Raw genomic sequence first — 15,532 nt, 5'->3', positions numbered from 1 at the left:
CCTGGCGTACCCAGGAAGAGCGCACCTCGATACGCTCACGCCATGTTCTACATTGCCAACGTCAGCCCTCGCAGTACGGGCAAGACCACGAATTCCGCGTGGATGGGCCATGCCCTGCACGAACGCGGGCGACGCGTCATCGGCTACGACGCGGACGACTCCCGGCAGTTCAGCCGCTGGCAGGCAGCAGGCGCCTACCCGTTCGTTGTGCAGCAGGCAGCAACCGCCGCCTTCCACATGAACGTTCCGCAGATGGTCCCGGCTGGCTTCGAGGATGGCGTCGGCGTCGTTGACGTCGGCCACCTCGAAGACCACCAGGCCGTGGGGGCGTCCGTGCTGCGCCTCGCGGACCTGGCCATCGTGAACCTGCCCCCGTCGATGAACGACGTGGAGCGCATGGAAGAACTTCCGCTGCGGGAGTTCATCGAGAACGTCGCGCCGCTGCGGCTGGACAGCAAGGCGCCGGTCACGTGGGTTCTGCTGTGCAAGGCGCCGAACGGCGTGAGCGAGATCAAGCAGGTGCGGGAGTACCTGGAGGACGAGGGCTACAACGTGTTCACCACGGTGATCCCTGCTGTCGTCAAGTACATGCGCACCCATGAGGGCAGCGAGATCCTGGCCAAGGGGTCAGTGTTCGACGAGTTGGTCACCGAGATGGAAGAGCGAGCCCTGCTGCCGTGAGCAAGAAGCCCAACCCCTTCAAGGACCGCCAGGCGCGCCGCCAGGGGACCGCGCCGCTCCCCGAGCAGCAGAGCGCTGCATCGATTCCGGCGGACGGGAACGACTCCAGCGGACTGCCCGCCGGCCCTCAGTTCGCGCAGGGGCGACCCGAAAAGCTCATGACGCTGTCGGACCTGCCCGCCCCTGTGGAGACCCCTCACGCCACGGGCGACCTCTCCGACGAAGAGGAGCAGATCCTTGCCCTGTGCCTACGGGGCATCGCGCAGTTCGAAGACGCCTGGTGGGTCATGGGCAAGGCCATGGCGAACATCAGTAGCCGTCGCCTGTACCGCAAGACACACGCGACGTTCGAGGGGTTCGCCCGCGACGTCTTCAAGAAGTCCCGACCGATCGCCTATGAGGAGATGACCTCCTACGCGATCGGCGAGCTGCTGTCTGCACGTGCAGACAAAGCGTTCGAAGGAAATTCGAACGGAGTGTCTGCACGTGCAGACATCCCCGTCATCGGCAAGAAGGTAGCGGGAGCTCTCAACCCGGTCACCAAGGACTACGGACCCGAGGCGTCCATCGCCGTCCACGAAACGATCAAGGACGCCACGGGTGGCACGGTCACCGTCAAGGCGATCAAGGGCGTAGTGCAGCAGCTCCCGCGCAAGCGGGCTGAAGAGCTGACCCGGGAGGAGCTGACGGCCCGCGCGCGCAAGGCCGCAGAGGCCAGCAGCCAGGACGAGGAGGCAGAGGAGGCACCCCTCCGTCAGGCAGTGAGCCGCCGCACTCGACAGCTGGCCGACGATCTCAAGAGAGGCCGGATTTCCCGGCAAGAGTTGCACGGCATGTTCGAGGTGGCATTCGTTGACGCCGACGACCAGCGCGTCTATCAGGCGCTCGTCCGCTGGATGAAGGACCGAGAGACTGAGCCCCGTGAATGAGGGTCAGGGGACGTCGCCTTCCCAGACCCATGGGCCGTCGGGTCGGCTGAACGTCGGTCCGTAAGAGGCGCGTCCGCCGGGCCCGTACGCGCTGTGCGGGGTGATCAGGTAGGCGCCTTGGGTGCGGTCGTCGGCGGTGAGGCCGGTGACGTCGAGTAGCTGCCCGTCCAGCAGTCCGCCGGCCAGCTCGACGTATTCGTTCCCGGGACGGGTGGCGTGGGTGTCGGGGGCGGCGTGGTCGGTCCCGTAGATCCGGGGCCGTGTGTGCTCGGTCATGCGCTCAGGCTGTCAGCCGGCCGGGGGCGACGCGCCGGTTTCCGGTCTCCCGGTGCCCGCAGTGCGGGAGGAAGTGCCGGACCGGCGAGGAGTGGTCGCCGGTCCGGTCACCGGATTCTCGGCCTTCCGTTCTCGGCGACTGTCAGGACGGCCCGTTGGGGTTTACGAGCCCGGCATAGTTGCAGGTCAGCTTGGAGGAGTCGAAGAGCAACCCGGGTGAGCACCTTCCGATGGTGTGCCTGACGTCGTGAACGACGCCGCCGGCCGCGTCGGCGGGGGGAGCGGGGTCGGCGGCGACGGCGGGGGAAACCGATCCCATCGCGGCAGCGCCCATCAGCAGGGACGCGATGACGACCTTCTTCAGCATGCGAGGACCCTTTCGGAGACGATCTTCCAGGCATACAACGGACCACGGTTGTCCGAGTAACGGATCACTACTCCGCCTTGCCGGCACCGCCCCCCGGCAGGCCAGACTCATCCGGGGGCCGGTTACGGGTGACGTGCTGGCCGGGGGAGCCCTAGGCGTGTTTCGTCGGTCGGTGTGCCGCCCCTGCCGGTGGCCCCCTCCGGGCGGTCCGGTAGCTCTCGCGGGTGAGCTGTGGCCGTCATCGGTGCCCAGTGGTGGCACCGAGCCGTTGGGCACGGCATGCGAAAGATCATGTGTGCTGCGGCAGTGATGGCTTTGGTGTGCTTGGGCCAGGCGCCCGCGCACGCCAGTGGGACCGCTGAGGACGGGCCGGTCGGTATCGGGGTCATTGGTGAAGGGCTGAAGGTGCGCGAGGTGCGGGCGCTCCTGGACGGCTGGCAGGACGGGGCCAGGGCCCGTGTGAGCCTCTGGCAGCGCGGGAGCTATGTCCGGACGGTGCGGGGGTGGAAGGCGACCAGTGCCCGGGAGACGCGCGGCCACCGGTTTGAGCACGCGGCATGGAAGATTAACAAGAGCTTCCCGCACCGCTCGCAGCTCTGTGTGGAGGTCACGGGCCACGACCGGATGCCCTGCGTCACGATCAAGCGCTGACACCCCGCACGACGTCGGCGCCCGCCCCCGGGACGAGATCCGGGGGCGGGCGCCGACGTACGAACACCTCTGGCCGGCGAGAGGCCGGGATCTACGGCGCGGGCTCGTAGGTGACGGTGGTGCCGGAGCAGTCTTCGGCGGTGCCGAGGAGGGCCTGGCGTTCGGCGTCGTCGACGGCGAGGTCCCAGCGGAGTTTCGTCGCGACCCAGGTCGCGGCGTAGGTGCAGTGGTAGGACGCGTCGGTGGGCATCCACTGCGCGGGGTCCTTATCGCTTTTGGACCTGTTGGAGGCGGCGGAGACCGCGATCAGCGTGTCCGCGGATCCCTGGTCGTTGGCGTAGGCCTCGCGCCGCTCAGCGCTCCACGGTGTCTGCTCGGAGTCGAAGACCTCGGCGAGCGGCACGAAGTGGTCCACGTCGAGCCTCCCGGCGTCGTTCACCACGAGGTTGTCGTACGCGCTGCGCCAGGAGCCGCCGGTGAGCTTGCAGCCGGCCGCGACCTCGGGTGCGTTCACGGCTTCGGAGAGGATGACCTCCCGGCGGGTGTCGCAGCCGTCCGTGGCGTTCAGTCCGCGGTTCCAGTGTTTGTAGAGGGTCCGCTTGTAGCCCTCGCGGTGCTCCTCGGCGACGGGGAGCTCGTCGATCGCCTCGAACAGTCCTAGCGACCGCCGGGCGCCCGGGATGCCGTCGGGGGTCTGTGCGGGGGCGTAGGAGGTGAAGGGGAGTTCTTCCACCGGCAGGGGAGTGGTGAGGGTGCCGGCGGAGGCGGGGGTGGCGAGCAGGGTCAGGGCGGCGAGGGCGAGCGCGGGCAGGCCGCGTCGCATCAGGGAGATCATCACGAGACGTGGTGTAGCAGCCGCTCCCTGCCCGACGGTTGGGCACCGACGCTACGTCACCCGATCGCGATACCGGTTCACCTGAAGAAACGGAACACCCGAAGCACCCGCCGCGACCACCCTCCGCCGCGTGGCCGCGGCTGGAAGCGCGCGACACGGGTGGGTGGCACCCGGATCTGCGTCGAATTCAAAGGCCTGGCCACGAAGGCCCGTGTCACGCTGAAGTAGTCCCGCGGTTGCCGCAGGAGAGCCCGTACGGCGACCCCGGGATCTCTCCGGGGGCGGGCGCCGTCGTTCGTGTGGTCAGGCTGCCCAGTCCAGTCCGAGTGCGGCGAGCACGGCGAGTTTGTCAGCAGCGAGCTTGGCTCTGCGGGTCTTGCTGTTCGTGAGAAATACACCCAGTTTCACCCCGTGTTCCTGGCCGTCGACGGTCACGGTTTCGATGTGGGATCGGGGGACGGTCAGGCTTCCGGTGCGGTTCTTGTACTGCTCCAGTGCGAGGATCCCGCGCTCGAACGCGCCGGCCGTGGAAGCCGTCTTCTTGGCCGGTGCTGCGGGCAGAGGGGTCAGCCCGAGCGCTTCCAGGCGCTGCCGTTGCTCGGGCAGCAGCTTGGCCCACACCGCGTGTTCGCGCTGTCGGTTGATCCATGCGCCGACGTCGCAGCCGTGGACCAGGACACTGGGCAGGACCTCGGTCAGCCCGCCTTCCTCGCCCAGCAGGGCACGGGCGGTGGCGTAGTGGCGCTGCCACTCGGTCGACCACTCGGGGCACCACTCGGGATCGATGGCTTCCAGCGCGGCCCGCCGTTCCCCGGCCCGTTCCTGGTCCGTGCCGAGCCCGCCGGCCTTGCGGAGGTTGGCCAGCCACTGACCGACCGCCACCCCCTCGACCACGGCGTCCTTCGGAGCGGCGAGGGTGCCGTGCACCGCGTAGTAGGTACGGGCCGCGGTGAGGTTGCGCCAGAATCCGGCGTCCGCGACCGACCACACCATGCCCACCTCGTTCAGCAGATCGGCCCGCCACGCCTTGAGCGTGCCGAGGCGGAAGGCGCGGCGCTGCTCGCTGACCCATGCGCCCAGCGCATACGTGATGCGGTCCTCACCGAGCTCCACCACCTCGTCCAACGGCACCTCAGCGCTCCCGTGTCCGCGCGTCCAGTGGCGCAGGGCGTTGTATCCAGTGAGCCAGATTTCGGAGTCGGGGTGCAGGACCCGGGTCCGCAGGAACAGCGCGACGTCCCCGGGGTCCCGGGGGAGGGAGAACCGCAGCAATGGCACGTTGCTGCCCGGGTGCTCCTCCTCGGCCGCGTCGTCGTCCTCGGTGCCGGTCTCGTCCCCGGCACCGGTCCCGGCCGCGTCGCCCTCGGTGCTGTCCTCGGTGCCGGCCGGGGCCGTGGCGGTCTGCTCCTGGTCCTCGTCGACGTCGTGCTCCTGGCCGTCCTCGGTGCCCTCGCGGGCGGGGTCGAGTGCGACGACGGACGTCGCTTTCCCTCGGGCCGTGGTGGTGGGCAGTGCCAGGCGCTCGATGACCCGGGCATCATGCGCACGCAGCCCCTGGAGCACCGCTACGAGGCTGCGGTAACTGGGGGAGGCCATCATGTCGGACGGGTCCTCGCCGGGCTCCAGGAAGACGGGCACGATGATGCGGCTGATCTTGCCCTCGCCGGGGTCCTGGCGCAGGCCCCGCCCGATGATCTGGACGATCTCCACGGGCGAGCTGCGGGTGTCGGCGAACACGACCGCTCCCACCCCGCGCTTGCCCCTGATGTCTACGCCCTCGCCGAGCACCCGGCAGCTGGAGAGGACACCGAGATCGGTGACCCACCCGTCCGCGTCGATGCCGTCCGCGAACCTGCCCAGCACAGTGCGGCGGTGCACGGCGGGGTGTTCCCCGGACAGCCACTCCGCACCGACCCGCCCCGGATAGGTCACGGGGTCGGTCGCGTGAAGCTCCGCCGCCGTCTCCGGTAGCGCACGCGCAAAGGCCATGGCGTCCAGGGTCCGGGTGTGGAACGTCATGAACGACCGCACCCCCGACTCGTCCGCGTGCTTGAGCAGCGCTTCCTGGAGCGCGGCGAGGCGCCGGCCGCGCCGCTCCTCCACCGACGCGTCCGGCCCGGGTGCCTGCGGGTCCCGGATCTCCAGGACGTCAATCTCGAACCGGGCCAGGACGCCGCGCTCGACACTTTCCATCAGCCCGAACTCGAACAGCACGTTGCCGTACAGATCGACGTCGTCCATGGAGGCGACCAGGCGCCCGCCGGTCTCGTCCGCGCCGGCACTTCCGGGCGCCGCTTCCCACAGCCGAGGGGTGGCCGTCATATACAGGCGCCGGACCGCCGGAACCCTGGTCTGGTCGTGGACGGCCGCCCACGCCTTACCAAGATCACCCGAAGTTCTGTGTGCCTCATCGACGACCAGGAGGTCGAAGGGGCGCATGGTCTGGCCGTAGGAGCCGCGCAGTGCGCGTTCCAGGGCACCGGGTGCGGCGCCGTTCTCCTCGTCGCCCTGGTCGTCGTCCAGCCCTTGCGGGGAGAGGCTGGCGTACGTCGCGAACACGAGCATGGGCCCGTCCGGGCCGGTCCAGAGGGCGAGTTGGGTGGGGTTGGTCGTGCACCGCACATCGAGCGCTTCCAGCAGCGGATCCGACCCGAGGCTGCATACCGCGACGGCGGGGGCGGTGTGCCCGACCGCTCGCCAGGCTTCCACGGTCTGGGTGAGGAGATCCAGGGTCGGGACCAGGACGCCGACCATGCCCCGGGGAACCATTCGCAGCGCGGCTACCGCAGCAGTGATCGTCTTGCCCGATCCGGTGGACATGTGGACCTGCCCGCGCTGCCCCGATGCGGGCACCGTGCCGTCCAGGGGGAGGGCCAGGCCCTCGATGATCGAGTCGACGGCCTCGACCTGATGCGGCCGAAGCGAGATCACACCCTGCATACCCACCACTCCCTCACTCCCCATGAACAGCGGATTCTCCGGCGGCAGCCGGTGCGGGCGCGTTGCCTCACTGTTCGCTGTGCCGTTGTGCTGAAGACGACCGTAGCGCATCCGTACAACAAGCGTTCACTAATCGTCCAAACCAATGCCGTAAGTCGTCCAAGTGCGCTAGGGTCGCGGCATGAGCGAAGAGAACAGCGTTGAAGCGCTGCTGGAGGAAGCACGGCTGAACGCGTCGATTCCGCCCCCGGCTGAGCGCCAGCGTCTGCGGGAGGCCGCGAGCCTGTCCCGCGCCCAGGTCGCAGCGGCGGTCGGTGTCGGGCGCACCACGGTCGCCAACTGGGAGACCGGCCATTCGGATCCGACCCCGCCCGGCCGTCTGCCCTACCTAAAGCTGCTGAAGGGCCTCGCCGAGATCTACCCGCCCGGCTCGACCCCCGCAGCGGCCCCCGCACCCACCGCGGATCCGGCACCACAACCCGCCCCCGCCCCCGTTCCGGCTGCGTTCACCGCCGCACCCGAGACGCTGCGCGGCCTGGACGGGCGCGCGATCGAGGGCGACCCCGGCCCCTGCATCCGGTGCGGCATCGAGACCACCTACCAGTCCACCGACGGCCGTCCTCTGCACTCCGGTGCGATGTGCCAGCCCGCAGACCCCGCCGCCCCGGCCGCACCCGCACCCGTGTCTGCCTCGCCGACCCCGGCACCGGTGCCCAGCCGGCCGGAGCGCCGCGCCCGCAGCGCGGCTCGCGCTCAGGCCGACACCACGGTCCTGATCGCCCGCGCGGTCCAGGAGGAGGCAGAGCGAGCCGGCGGGGACGAGGAAACGGCGCTGAAGGCGCTGATCAAGCGGGCGATTCCCGATGTGATGCACCTGTTCAACGAGACGCGTGCGACCGCCCGTTACGACTACACCGCCTACCCGGCCCTGCCCGACATCCTGAAGAAGCCGTCGAAGAAGGACCCGGACCAGATCTGGGAGGCCCGCCCCAAGTTCCACCACCCCGGCTACTCCCTGAGGGTCCCCGGGGACGTCAAGGTGACCGCCCTGGACGTGAACGCGGCTTACCTGTCGGCGCTCAAGTGCTGGTTGCCGATCGGGAAGCTGGAGCACCACGCCGGCACGGACGGCGTCGACCCGAAGCGGTCCGGAGTCCACCTGATCACCCCCGCACCGTGGGCCCACCCGCACCTTCCGGACCCGATCGGAGACCGCGACGAGCCCGGCGCCCTCTGGGTCACCAACAGCACGCTACGGCTCCTGCAGCGCCTCTCCGGCCCCAAGTACGGGCTGACGGAAGCTCCGGTCATCCACGAGTCGTGGACGTCCGGCGCCACGGAGAACTTCCTCGACGCGCTGCGCAAGCTGCTGTCGGCCGCGCGGGACGAGGCGATCGAGAACAACGACTCCTTGACGCTGGAGTACGTGAAGGCCATGTACTCCAAGTTCATCAGCACCATGGGGGAGTCGATCCACAACCGCGAGATGGTCCGCCCCGACTGGATGCACATCATCCACTCGCAGGCGTACGCGAACCTGTGGGGCAAGGCATACAAGGCCTCAACGGCCGGGCTTGATGTCGTCGCGATGATGGGCACCGACGAACTCCACCTGACGGGCGACTGGCGCAAGGTGTTCCCGGAGGGCCGTGGCGTCGCGCAGATGAAGATCAAGCACGGTGAGGGCAAGGCCACCGGTGAGTACACGGTTGGCACGGTGGCCCGCTGATGGCCGGGCGTTGGATGGACCTGGGCGCGCTCAATGCCCGGGGGCTGCCCGGTGCTGACGCCCTGGGCGTCGCGATCGAGCGCATGGTGACCGGCATCGCCTCGTCCGTGGAGAGTGAGCGCGGCCTCGCCGCGCGCCTGAACTACCTGACCAAGACGGACGCCGGATATGAGGCGATGGACCGTGCCGGCATCCATGTCTCACCCCGGACGCTGATGGCCTGGCTGGCGGAGGAGCGGATCCCGAACAAGGCGAACCGGTCGCGGCTGGATGCCGCGTACTGGGACCTGCGGCGCCGCAACGTCGCAGCGGACCTGAAGAAGCGGCTCAACCGGGAAGGCCGCGGAACGCGTGTCGAGATCAACCCCGTCGACCAGACCCGCGTAGAGGGCAAGTACCAGCGGGACCTGTCCGGCCGCAGCCTCAACGTCCGGGGCGTCTGGGACCGCGCCGTCGACGCCTGGATGAACGACGACTTCGACGAACTCGACGCGGTCTGGGATGTCATCATCGAAGACCTCGGATCCGACTACGACGCCTACACCTACGTCTCCTCGGTCGGCTGGGCCGCCTGAGACCAGCACAGACGCACCGCACCCCGGCATTGCAGCTGCCGGGGTGCGGTGCGTTTCGCATGGTAGTCCCGCCCTCGACGGCGGGGGCTGCGCGCTTTCAGGCGATGGCCCGGTGCGGCATTCGCCTCCCGAATTCGAACAGACATACCATTGATGGGTGCCCGCCTACGACTTCCCCCAGGACCTCCTCGACGCCCAGGCCGCCCTCGACGCGGTGCAGGCCGAGCGCGACGAGTTCGCCCAGAGCCTGCCGTGGTCAGCCGAGCCGCTGCCCGGCTGGAAAGCGGACAAGAAGCTGCACAGCGACTACATGCCGGAGAAGCCGGACAGCCCCGGCTACACCCCCGAACAGGCCGAGCGCCTCGCCGCCTACCGGGCCCGCATCCTGGAACTGACCACCCAAGTCCTCACGCACCCCTACTGGGCCACGCTGTCCGGCCCGGACCGCGTGGAAGCCCGTACCGCCCTCAAGCACACCCACGACACCGCCGCCGGCCCCGAGGCATGACCATGCCCGACCCCACACAGCCCTCCGGCGTCATCAGCGACCTGGAGAAGAACCGGGCCCTCCTGGACTGGCTGCGCTGGCAGGTCGGACAGACCGAGCGCCGCGTCCGGGAGCTGGAGACCCAGGAAGCCCAGGAACGGGCACGCCGCGAGCGGGCACGCGCCGAGATGTCGTGGAAGATCCAGCCGCAACGCTCCTCGTCGACCGCCCTGCTCCACCGCGGAGGCTGCGCCACCTACCCGGACCAAGTGGGCCTGATCTCCCGCGAGGACGCCATGGTGGCGCTCGCAGAGCCGGACATCGAGCCGTGCGAGGTCTGCCGACCGGATACCGGACTGCGAGGCTGACGGGCAGCGGGCACTCCCGCAGTCGCGTCCTACGGCGGGGCGTCGTACACCGGATACATGAGCGAGGAACAGAGGTCGTGGCATCCGGGCGAGGTCGTGCCGGAGAGCGGGATCTACGAGTGTGACTGCGGTGCGGGCCACCACTGGAGCACCGACGTGAAAGGCCACCGCTTCCCGCCCCTCCCCGCCGGCTGCCCCGGGGGCTCGTGGAGGCTCCAGACGGACGCACACCCCGACTCCTGACACCCCAAGCAACTGACCGCCTGGAGGGAGGCCCGCGTGGTCTTGAGGCCGCCTGTGGAGCCGATGCTCGCCCGCGCCCGCGAGTCCCTCCCACCGCTCGGCGCCGGATCCGGTCAGATGGCGGTCCAGCCCAAGTTCGACGGGTTCCGGGCGCTGATCTTCACGCCGCTGCGCGAGGGTGACCCGGTGCTGTTGCAGACCCGGGGCGGGGCGTTCATGCAAGACCGCTTCCCCGAGCTTGCCGCCGCCGCACGCGGCCTCCCGGCTGGTCTCGTCCTGGACGGCGAGCTCGCCGTGCTCGACCACTACAACCAGCTGAGTTTCACGGCCCTGCAACGCCGTGCGACCGCCGGCCGCAACGCCCGCGCCCTGGCGGCCGAGATGCCCGCCCACTTCATCGCGTTCGACGTTCTGCAGCGTGACGGCCAGGAGCTGCTGGACGAACCGTTCGCGCGCCGCCGCGAGGTCCTGGAAGCCTTGTTCGCCAACCACCGGCTGGTGCCGCCGTGGACGCTGTGCCCGTCGACCACGGACGCAGTGGTCGCGGACGAGTGGCTGCATGAGTGGACCGATGTTCCCGGTGTCGAAGGTGTGGTGGTCAAGAGCTTGGCGGGCCGCTATCGTCCGGGCGTGCGTGGCTGGACCAAGGTCCGCCGCCGGAACACCACCGAAGCGATCATCGGCGGCATTACCGGTTCCCTGCACCGCCCCCTGGTCCTGCTGCTGGGCCGCTACGACACCGCCGGTCGTCTACGTCTGGTGGGCAAGACGACCCCGCTGCAACCCGGCCAGGCCCAAGAGGTCGCCGACCACCTCACCGCGGCCGGCCCCGACCACCCGTGGACCGGCGTCCGGTTCACCGCGTCCTGGAACAGCCGCACCCCCCTGGAACCGGTCCTCGTCGCGCCCGCCCTCGTCGCGGAGTTCAGCGCCGACGTGTCGCAGGACCACGGCGTGTGGCGCCACCCGCTGCGCTACGAACGGCTCCGCCTGGACGCCACCGAAGCCGATGTCCCACCGGTCGGCGACAGGCAGTAGGGAGCGCACCGGTTACGGCGTCTAAGTCGCCACCGAGGCCAGCAAGCGCCGCTCGATGCTCGGGGGAGAGCAGGCGTTGCCAGACCGCTCTGCCTACCATGGTTGACACTAACCGGTCGAGTGTCTACCTTGGTGCGCATAGGTCGGCGAGGTCGACCATCAACGCGCCGTGGAGGCACCGTGCAGACCGTCACCGCAGAAGAGGTCACCGGCATCACGCGGGAGGACGTCGTCATCGCTGAGGAGCGAACCTGGATCGACGAGTCCTACAGCCGTGGGATCACCGGCGCCGGCCAGGAAATCGTCATCATCGAGTCGGTCAACGGCGGCACCGAGTTCTTCACTGTCGACACCGAGACGGATGCCCAGCGCTGGATGCTGCACCAGATGGCAGAGAGCATGCGTGCCACAGAAGAGCCCACGACCGACATCACGTTCTCCTGGCCGGCCAACCGCCTGGACATGGACTTCGCAGCAACACGGACCGACTCGCGGACCGGCGCCTACTACAGCGTCGTTCGCGTCGGCGACCGCATCGAGATCGAGGAACACGACGATGCGGAGAGCGCCCTCGTCTCTGCCACCCAGGGCGCCATCGATCTGGCCCACGCGCTCAACGAGAGCGGCGACGACGTGAAGCAGCTCGGAGCCCCGCACATCATGGCCCGCGCCTACGAAGCGCGGGCCAGGATGTGGCGCACGATCGCAGGTGGTCGCATGCGAGCTGCCAAGCACGAAGGCATCATCGGGCGCGCCGGGCAGATCACGGCAACTGATCTCGCGGTGAACCTCGGGGGATCCCGCTCCCTCGTGAACAAGATTCTCGCCGGTGAAGACTGGATGTGAAATCACCGCAAGAACCGGAATTGCCGGGGGCGGACCGGTCCGCAGCCCGCCCCGCTGACCGCACGGTCAGCGGGCAGCGCGGGGCACCGCCGGGACGTAAAAGGCCGGCACCCTCAGTCCGCCCACGGGGGTGAGACGGGTGGCACGGGTACCGGCCGCAAGGCAACCACCCCGAAGGGGGCCCACCCGCAGCCTACCGCCCACCGGCCCAGGTTCAGGGCCGCTACCGTCGTTCGACACAGAGTTCTGGAGGAGCACCCCCGTGATCAGAGCAGGCCGTCACCACCTCGTGCGCACCCTGGCGGACCTCGCCGCGCACCAAGGGGTCGGCATTGACCACTACACCCGCCTCAAGCCCTACGACGCCCCCGGCTTCCCGAAGCCGATCAGCTCGAAGGGCTCCCGTACGCGGCTGTACGACGGCGAGCAGGTCGACGCCTACCTCCTCGGCAAGCCAGTCCCCCCGCTCCCGGAGGAGGACAACGACGGCGACCTCCTGGACCGCCGCGAGTGCGCGGCCCTGATCGAGGTGGCCCCGGACTCCTGGAAGACGTACAAGAACGACCCCGCCCTCACCGCGGCCCGGGTCGAGGCAGGCGGGGTCGAGCACTGGCCCCGCCACGCGGTCCGCGCCTTCCAGGAAAGCCGCCCCGGCGACGCCGCGCCCAAGTCCGGCCGGCCCCGGCACACCGGGGACCAGGTCCCGCGCGACCAGGTCACCGCACGCGTCGCCGAACTGCTCGACGCCGACCCCACCATCAGCGCCGCCACCGTCACCACCCGCCTCGGTGTCCACCGCAACACCGGGCAGGACGCCCTGACCCGGCTACGCGCCGACCGCATCGCCGACCGCATCGAGGCCGACCCGGACCTGACGCCCGCCGAGGCCGCCGCCCAACTCGGCTACCCCGCCGGACAGGTCCGCCGCGCCACCGCACGCGCCGAAACCGTCCTGCGCGCCCGCCGCGCCGCCCCGTACCTGGCCGACGTCGCCGCCGCCCTGCACCGCGCCGGCTGGACCACCACCGAGGCCGTGCCCGATGTCCAGCACCCCGCCGACGACCTGGTCGTCGCCGCACTCGTGCTGGACGGCGACCAGGCCCCGGCTCCCGCCTTGGTGTGGGACGAGCGGTATGGGTGGCGCACCGCGTCGTCCCGCCGCCACCCGATCGCCCGGGGTGCAGCGCTTCCCTCTGAGGGCGACGGTGTGCGCTACCTCGCCGGGGGCATCACCCCGCCGCCCGGCGACGTCGCCGCCGCCCTCACGACCACCGACGCATAGGTCCAGGAGGACTAGTGCGCACGTCACCCGACCCGATCACGACCTAGGAGCAGGCGGCCCGGGAGAGGGAAATCGGCTCGACCTCTTCGCGCGCGACGACTCGGGCGTCCACAGCGTCCCAGATGATCCGCCCGCTCTGCTGGTACGAGTCCGCGCCCCGCACTGGAAGCCCCCCGACCTCAGCATTCCGGGGGGCTTCGCGCCGCGTGGTGGCCGTGCGGCTACTCCGCGGTTTCGTCGTCGCCCGGCGGCGGGAACAGCTTGTCGAACTGGCGGCCCGTCACGACCATCGCAGCCGCGGCAATCGGAAGAGCCAGCTCGGCATTCTCAAGCAGCTCCTTCACCGCTTCGCTCTGCACCATCCCCTGCATCAACACAAGGAACACCCAGGTCGCGACGAAGTACATCGCCAACTTGCGCTGCGTCTCCCGGGACAGCCCTGCGCCCTGTGCCGTCGCGAACGTGACACCCTGCCCCCCAAGATCCTCCAGGTCGCCATCCACATCACCCGGGAGATGGGCATCCAGGTCCAGAGAAGCTGCCATCTCCGCGACGTGGGCCAGCGTGTCCGTTATGCCCGCGTAGGCGCTGTCGCTCAGACGCAGGCCCTGCACGGATTCGATCAGATGGTCCGCCCACGAGGTGTCCAGTACGGGGAGGCTGACCTCCGACAGCATCCGCGAGAAGTCGAAGAAGGGCCGGCTGGATCACGTTAGTGATCCCTGCCGACACCTCCTCACCCATGAAAGCCAGTGCAGGTTGCATTTGGCTGATGGCCGCAGCAAGGGCCTCGGTCTGTTGGGGGGTGATCTCGGCGATGCGCTGGGCGAGTTCGGGGCTGATCTCGTACCCGTCGCCTGTGGATGCGGTGGTCATGGCGCGAGCTTGGCACAGGCCTCTGACGATCCCCGAACCCGCAGAGACCATTGACGCGCTCGCACTACGCCCCCGGCGCAGCGAAGCGCGACGGGGCGGGGGCCTGACGGCCCAGCCCGGAGCCTGGCGGCCCTGGGGCGCACCGGGCCTGACGGCCCGTTCATCACGAGTGGGGCGGGGCGGGGGGTTGACGCGCCGCCGCGTGCAGGGGTGATCCGCTGCGCTCCTCACCCCTGCGGGACGTGCCCGGTCCGCTCCGCTCCCCGGACCGAGCGCTCCGCCCTCTCACGCCCGAGGATGCCGGGGCCGCCGGTCCGCTCCGCTCCCCGGCCGCGCGCTCCGCGCGCTCGACCCCACCACCCTCCCCGCCGGGTCCGCTCCGCTCCCCACGGCGGGACCGTCCGGCCGAGCGGGGCGGCGCTCCGCGCCACCCCGAGCGCTCCGCGCTGCCGGACGACGCCCATGCCGCTGCGCGGCACGGGCGCGGCACCCCGCCAACCCCCCGCCCCCGCCCCACTCGTATGGGTTGACCTGCGGAAACGCACCGAAAACCACCCCGGATGTCGGCGTAGCGGGATACACTTGTCTTGTTGGTCGGCAGTGGCAGCCGACCACACAAAGCAACCCCCTACCCACACCCAAGGGAGACCCATGTCCGAGCAGCCCACCCCCACCGCGACCGCGCACGTCACCGCGCCCTACGGCCCGCTCGCCGACGCGCTCAAGATCGCCGGATTCGGCACCGTGTGCGCCCAGACCCCGGCCCAGTCCAGTGTGCTCATCGAGGCCGACGACACCGGCCTGACCCTGCGCACCCACGACTGGGAGACCGCCGTCTCCGTCACCGTGCCCGACGCAACCGTCACCCGGGCCGGGGCCTCACTGCTCCCGCTTGCCCAGCTCAAGAAGACGCTGACCGCGATGGTGGCCGGGGAGACGAAGGCGACCGCAGAGCGCACCACGCTCACGCTCGCCGGGGACCTCCTGAGCACCGACCACCTCATCGTCCCGGTCACCGCGCTCCCCGTGGGCGAGTTCGCCCCAGCGAAGAAGCCCGCGCCCACCGCCGCCCACCTCGACGCCCAGGAGCTCTACCGCCAGCTCCAGCGCGTCCTCCCGGCCGCCGGAAAGGACGACACCCTCCCCACGCTGACGGCCGTACAGATGACCCTCACAGGCCAGACGCTCAACCTCTCGGCCACCGACCGCTACCGCTTCGCCGTCGCCGACGTCCCCGCCACCCCGCACCCCGACCACCCGGCGACCGCCGCCGACCACACCCTGACCACGCTCATTCCCGCCAGCGTCCTGACCCGCCTCTCCACGTACCTCAAGACCTGCACCGGCCCCGTCGCCGTCGCGTTCGGCACCCCCGAACTCACCCTGACCGTGGGCGACACCACCCTCAC

17 protein-coding genes are annotated in these 15,532 nt (G+C 70.0%); 12 read left to right on the top strand and 5 right to left on the bottom strand.

Annotated elements, in window-relative coordinates:
• Window positions 1-42 precede the first annotated feature (42 nt).
• A complete protein-coding gene (locus P8A20_RS37200) occupies window positions 43-681 on the top strand; it encodes a nucleotide-binding protein (RefSeq protein ID WP_306105258.1) in 639 nt (212 codons plus the stop codon).
• On the top strand, window positions 678-1,610 hold the full coding sequence (locus tag P8A20_RS37195; protein WP_306105257.1) for a hypothetical protein: 933 nt from the start codon (window positions 678-680) through the stop codon (window positions 1,608-1,610). Before P8A20_RS37200 ends, P8A20_RS37195 begins: the two co-directional genes overlap by 4 nt.
• Window positions 1,611-1,613: 3 nt before the next feature.
• On the opposite strand, the gene P8A20_RS37190 is transcribed toward P8A20_RS37195, so the two are convergent.
• Together P8A20_RS37190 and P8A20_RS37185 are read right to left on the bottom strand one after the other, a co-directional pair.
• Window positions 1,614-1,886 (bottom strand): hypothetical protein, encoded by a 273-nt coding sequence (locus P8A20_RS37190; RefSeq protein WP_306105256.1) that lies wholly within the window; start codon window positions 1,884-1,886, stop codon window positions 1,614-1,616.
• Window positions 1,887-2,028: 142 nt separating this feature from the next.
• The gene (locus tag P8A20_RS37185) at window positions 2,029-2,253 is read right to left on the bottom strand and encodes a hypothetical protein (protein WP_306105255.1); all 225 of its coding nucleotides are present in this window, start codon (window positions 2,251-2,253) and stop codon (window positions 2,029-2,031) included.
• 405 nt (window positions 2,254-2,658) lie between these two features.
• Between P8A20_RS37185 and P8A20_RS37180 the strand changes: the two genes are divergently transcribed.
• The gene (locus P8A20_RS37180) at window positions 2,659-2,904 is read left to right on the top strand and encodes a hypothetical protein (protein WP_306105254.1); all 246 of its coding nucleotides are present in this window, start codon (window positions 2,659-2,661) and stop codon (window positions 2,902-2,904) included.
• A gap of 91 nt (window positions 2,905-2,995) precedes the next feature.
• Here the strand turns inward: P8A20_RS37180 and P8A20_RS37175 are convergent, their stop codons facing one another.
• Complete coding sequence (locus tag P8A20_RS37175; protein WP_306105466.1) at window positions 2,996-3,739, bottom strand: HNH endonuclease family protein; 744 nt, start codon at window positions 3,737-3,739, stop codon at window positions 2,996-2,998.
• A gap of 303 nt (window positions 3,740-4,042) precedes the next feature.
• Window positions 4,043-6,679 carry a DEAD/DEAH box helicase gene (locus P8A20_RS37170; protein WP_306105253.1) on the bottom strand — a complete coding sequence of 879 codons (2,637 nt, stop codon included), beginning with the start codon at window positions 6,677-6,679 and terminating at the stop codon, window positions 4,043-4,045.
• A 181-nt stretch (window positions 6,680-6,860) separates the two neighbouring features.
• Here P8A20_RS37170 and P8A20_RS37165 point away from each other — a divergent pair, with 181 nt between their 5' ends.
• From P8A20_RS37165 to P8A20_RS37130, 8 genes are all read left to right on the top strand, one after another.
• Window positions 6,861-8,408, top strand: coding sequence for a helix-turn-helix transcriptional regulator (locus P8A20_RS37165; RefSeq protein WP_306105252.1), 1,548 nt, complete (start codon window positions 6,861-6,863; stop codon window positions 8,406-8,408).
• Window positions 8,408-8,983 carry a transcriptional regulator gene (locus tag P8A20_RS37160; RefSeq protein WP_306105251.1) on the top strand — a complete coding sequence of 192 codons (576 nt, stop codon included), beginning with the start codon at window positions 8,408-8,410 and terminating at the stop codon, window positions 8,981-8,983. Before P8A20_RS37165 ends, P8A20_RS37160 begins: the two co-directional genes overlap by 1 nt.
• Before the next feature lie 157 nt (window positions 8,984-9,140).
• The gene (locus tag P8A20_RS37155; RefSeq protein WP_306105250.1) at window positions 9,141-9,491 is read left to right on the top strand and encodes a DUF8825 domain-containing protein; all 351 of its coding nucleotides are present in this window, start codon (window positions 9,141-9,143) and stop codon (window positions 9,489-9,491) included.
• 2 nt (window positions 9,492-9,493) lie between these two features.
• A complete protein-coding gene (locus P8A20_RS37150; RefSeq protein ID WP_306105249.1) occupies window positions 9,494-9,838 on the top strand; it encodes a DUF6233 domain-containing protein in 345 nt (114 codons plus the stop codon).
• Between the two features lie 57 nt (window positions 9,839-9,895).
• Complete coding sequence (locus P8A20_RS37145; protein ID WP_306105248.1) at window positions 9,896-10,081, top strand: hypothetical protein; 186 nt, start codon at window positions 9,896-9,898, stop codon at window positions 10,079-10,081.
• A gap of 36 nt (window positions 10,082-10,117) precedes the next feature.
• Window positions 10,118-11,119, top strand: coding sequence for an ATP-dependent DNA ligase (locus P8A20_RS37140; RefSeq protein WP_306105246.1), 1,002 nt, complete (start codon window positions 10,118-10,120; stop codon window positions 11,117-11,119).
• A 180-nt stretch (window positions 11,120-11,299) separates the two neighbouring features.
• Complete coding sequence (locus tag P8A20_RS37135) at window positions 11,300-11,965, top strand: hypothetical protein (protein ID WP_306105245.1); 666 nt, start codon at window positions 11,300-11,302, stop codon at window positions 11,963-11,965.
• Window positions 11,966-12,227: 262 nt separating this feature from the next.
• Complete coding sequence (locus tag P8A20_RS37130; protein WP_306105244.1) at window positions 12,228-13,247, top strand: DUF6292 family protein; 1,020 nt, start codon at window positions 12,228-12,230, stop codon at window positions 13,245-13,247.
• A gap of 221 nt (window positions 13,248-13,468) precedes the next feature.
• Here the strand turns inward: P8A20_RS37130 and P8A20_RS37125 are convergent, their stop codons facing one another.
• Window positions 13,469-13,924, bottom strand: coding sequence for a hypothetical protein (locus tag P8A20_RS37125; RefSeq protein WP_306105243.1), 456 nt, complete (start codon window positions 13,922-13,924; stop codon window positions 13,469-13,471).
• Between the two features lie 850 nt (window positions 13,925-14,774).
• Here P8A20_RS37125 and P8A20_RS37120 point away from each other — a divergent pair.
• On the top strand, window positions 14,775-15,532 hold a 758-nt coding region (locus P8A20_RS37120; RefSeq protein ID WP_306105242.1), incomplete at its 3' end, for a DNA polymerase III subunit beta family protein.

Source organism: Streptomyces sp. Alt3, from assembly GCF_030719215.1.
In the GTDB taxonomy this organism is placed as follows: Bacteria; Actinomycetota; Actinomycetes; order Streptomycetales; family Streptomycetaceae; genus Streptomyces; species Streptomyces glycanivorans.
The sequence above is the reverse complement of the archived record's forward strand: the minus strand, read 5'-3'. Positions and strand labels throughout refer to the sequence as shown.